2 protein-coding genes are annotated in these 3,594 nt (G+C 39.5%); both read left to right on the forward strand.

Going from position 1 to position 3,594, the window contains the following annotated elements; genetic code table 11:
* Positions 1–2,259, forward strand: a 2,259-nt coding sequence (gene uvrA, locus ACOVO2_RS10240; RefSeq protein ID WP_421769874.1) for an excinuclease ABC subunit UvrA, incomplete at its 5' end; no start/stop codon positions are given.
* Positions 2,260–2,400: 141 nt separating this feature from the next.
* The coding region (locus tag ACOVO2_RS10245; protein ID WP_421769875.1) for a c-type cytochrome domain-containing protein at positions 2,401–3,594 on the forward strand (1,194 nt) is incomplete at its 3' end.

Below are 3,594 nucleotides of genomic sequence, written 5' to 3' on the forward strand. Positions count from 1 at the left end.
AAGCAAATCGAAGACCTACAAGAAGCAAAAATAAAACTCTCAGAAGAACAAGATTTAGAGATTCTGATTGACAGAAACGTTGTGAAACACGACGATGAAGATACACAATTTCGTTTCTCTGACTCGGTACAAACGTCATTTTTTGAGGGCGAAGGCGAGTGTATAGTTGATATTATCACGACAAATGCCGAAACTGGCGAACGCCAAACTATTCGCAGTACATTTTCAGATAAATTTGAACTCGACGGAATAGCTTTTGAAGAACCGAGCGTAAATCTCTTTACGTTTAATAATCCTTATGGAGCTTGTAAACGCTGCGAGGGTTTCGGAAAAGTTTTGGGAATTGACCCAGAATTGGTAATTCCCGATAAAAACCTTTCAGTTTTTGAAGGAGCGATTGCTCCGTGGCGAAGCGAACGCATGAGCGAGTGGGTAGCACCTTTGCTCAGAAATGGCATTCGTTTCGATTTTCCAATTCACCGCTCGTACAAAGACTTAACTTCCGAACAACAACAATTACTTTGGACGGGTAATGAATATTTTCAAGGACTTGACGCTTTCTTTGCCGACATTGAAAGTCAAGTGCATAAAGTGCAATACCGTGTGATGCTTTCTCGCTATCGTGGCCGCACTGACTGTCCTGATTGTCGAGGTTCACGCTTACGCAAAGATGCCAGTTATGTAAAAATCGGCGGTGCTTCAATCGTTGATTTGGTTTTGATGCCGATTTCAGATTTGGCAGTTTTCTTCAAGAATTTAGAACTACCCGATTATCAGAAAGCCGTTTCTAAAAGAATCTTGATAGAAATAAACAGCCGACTGGAATTTATGGAACGAGTTGGGTTGGGATACTTAACCCTCAATCGTCTTGCTTCAAGTCTTTCGGGCGGTGAATTTCAGCGTATCAAGTTGGCCACTTCGCTCGGTAGTTCGTTGGTTGGGTCGATGTATATTCTTGACGAACCAAGTATTGGCTTACACCCACGAGATACACAGCGTTTAGTAAGCGTTCTGGAATCTTTGCGAGATATGGGCAATACAGTTGTGGTGGTTGAACACGAAGAAGAAGTCATGCGTGCTGCCGACCAAATCATTGACATCGGCCCAAATGCTGGAAGGCTGGGTGGCGAGTTGATTTTTCAAGGAAGTTGGACAGAAATTAATAAAAAATCAAGCGAAAATAGCACGTCCCACACTATCAATTTCCTCACAGGAATCGACCAAATTCCTGTGCCTATCCAACGCCGAAAACCAACTGATTTTATTGAACTGAAAGGGGCAAGAGAAAATAACCTCAAAGAAGTGGATGTAAAGTTTCCGTTAGGGGTATTGACAGTTGTTACAGGTGTGAGTGGTTCGGGAAAATCGACTTTAGTTCGTAAAATCCTATTTCCTGCAATCGCTCGTTTGAAAGGAGAATATAGTGAAGAAGCAGGCAAATACGCTGGTTTGGTTGGTTCACTCGACCGCATCACGCAGGTTGAAATGATTGACCAAAATCCGATTGGAAAATCTTCTCGCTCGAACCCCGTTACCTACATCAAGGCTTATGATTACATTCGCCAAATGATGGCCGAACAACAACTTTCAAAGGCACGAGATTACAAACCAGCTTTCTTCTCATTCAACGTTGATGGTGGGCGTTGTGAAGCTTGTCAAGGTGAAGGCGAGCAGACAATCGAAATGCAATTTATGGCCGATGTACGCCTAAAATGCGAAAGTTGTGGCGGAAAACGCTTCAAACAGGAGATTCTGGAAGTAAAATATAATGAAAAAGATATTGCTGATATTTTGGCAATGACCGTTGACGAAGCCATTGAATTTTTTAGTGTAAGTGAGCCAAAATTGGCAGATAAACTTCGTCCGCTCCAAGATGTTGGCTTGGGTTATATTGGTTTGGGGCAGTCGTCAAGTACGCTTTCGGGTGGAGAAGCTCAGCGTGTAAAACTGGCATTTTTCTTGAGCAAAGGCAATGCGGATAAAGGTAAAACGCTTTTTGTTTTTGACGAACCAACTACTGGTTTGCACTTCCACGACATCAAAAAGCTCTTGAAAGCCATCAATGCTTTGGTTGACCAAGGCGACACGGTGATTATCATTGAGCATAATATGGAAGTGATAAAATCGGCCGACTGGATTATTGATTTAGGCCCCGAAGGTGGCGAAAAAGGTGGTCATTTGACATTTGAAGGTACACCTGAAGCTATGACCAAACTCGAAGGCAATTATACGGCTGATTTTTTGAAAGGGAAATTATAAAAGTTTGGAAGTCAGGCATAAAAACCTGACTTCTAAAATACATTCTATCCAATTTTATCTACATAAAATCTAATCTCACCACTTTCTTTTCTGAGAAGTAAATTTGATTAATTTTGAGAAAATCTTTGTACAAAAACAAAAATGTTTCAAACAGAATTAATCGGACATTTACATCCACTCATTGTGCATTTGCCCATCGGCATTCTGATTTTTGCTTATGTAATGATGATTTTGCAGCAATTCAGAAAGATTGACATGAATGCTGCCATTGATTTAGCACTACTTCTCGGAACAATTTCTTCTGTCATGGCTTGTATAGCAGGTTGGTTTTTAGCCCAATCTGGCGACTACGAAACCGAAGCTATTTTCAAGCATCAATGGACAGGTATAAGTACCGCCGTACTTGGAATTTTGGCATATTTTCTCAAAAATCATCGCTGGATTTTAGCAACCGCAACCATCATTTGTTTGACAATAGCGGGGCATTTCGGGGGAAATATCACACATGGTGAAGGCTATCTTTTTACTTCTCAAAACAAAACTTCTATCTCGATAGACACCACAAAAATTGCCTCTTTTGAAAATATTGACACGACACAAAGCATCAATCATGCGGCCGTAAGAAAATCGTTTGTGTATCGAGATAAGATTATTCCGATTCTTAAAACTAAGTGTTATAACTGTCACTCTGCCAGCAAAAAGAAAGGTGGTTTACGCTTAGATTCGGAAGATTTTATAAAAAAAGGTGGCAAAAATGGACGTATTGTGAGCGTTGGGAATCCAAACAAAAGTACATTATTTACGCATTTAATTTTACCCGAAGACGATGATAAACACATGCCCCCAAAAGGTAAAATGCAACTTACCAGAAACGAGATTTCGACCATTTATTCTTGGATAAAAAAAGGAGCTTCTTTTGTAGAAGAAGTTGAGACTATTGCCAATGAAAAACCTTTAGAGCAAACCTTCATTCAAAATATACCGATTTCATCAGAAGCAATTACTAATGTTCCAGTCATCGAAGAAGAAGATTCAAAATTATTGGCAAGTAATGTAGAAGCTGTTAGTCCTGCTATACTTGAAAAACTAACACAACAAAACATCAGAATTACTTATCTGAGCAATGGCTCAAATTATATTTCGGCCAATTTTGTGAATGTCCGAAACTATCAACCTACATTATTAAACGATTTGGAAAGTATTAATAATCAACTCATTAACCTAAGATTAAGTAATCAACCAGTCAATGATGATGCCATTAAAAAAATCACTAATTTTAAAAACCTGACCAAGTTAAATCTTGAAAATACTGCCATAACGGACGCTTCTTTAGAG

The organism is Emticicia sp. (genome assembly GCF_049241225.1).
In the GTDB taxonomy this organism is placed as follows: Bacteria; Bacteroidota; Bacteroidia; order Cytophagales; family Spirosomataceae; genus Emticicia.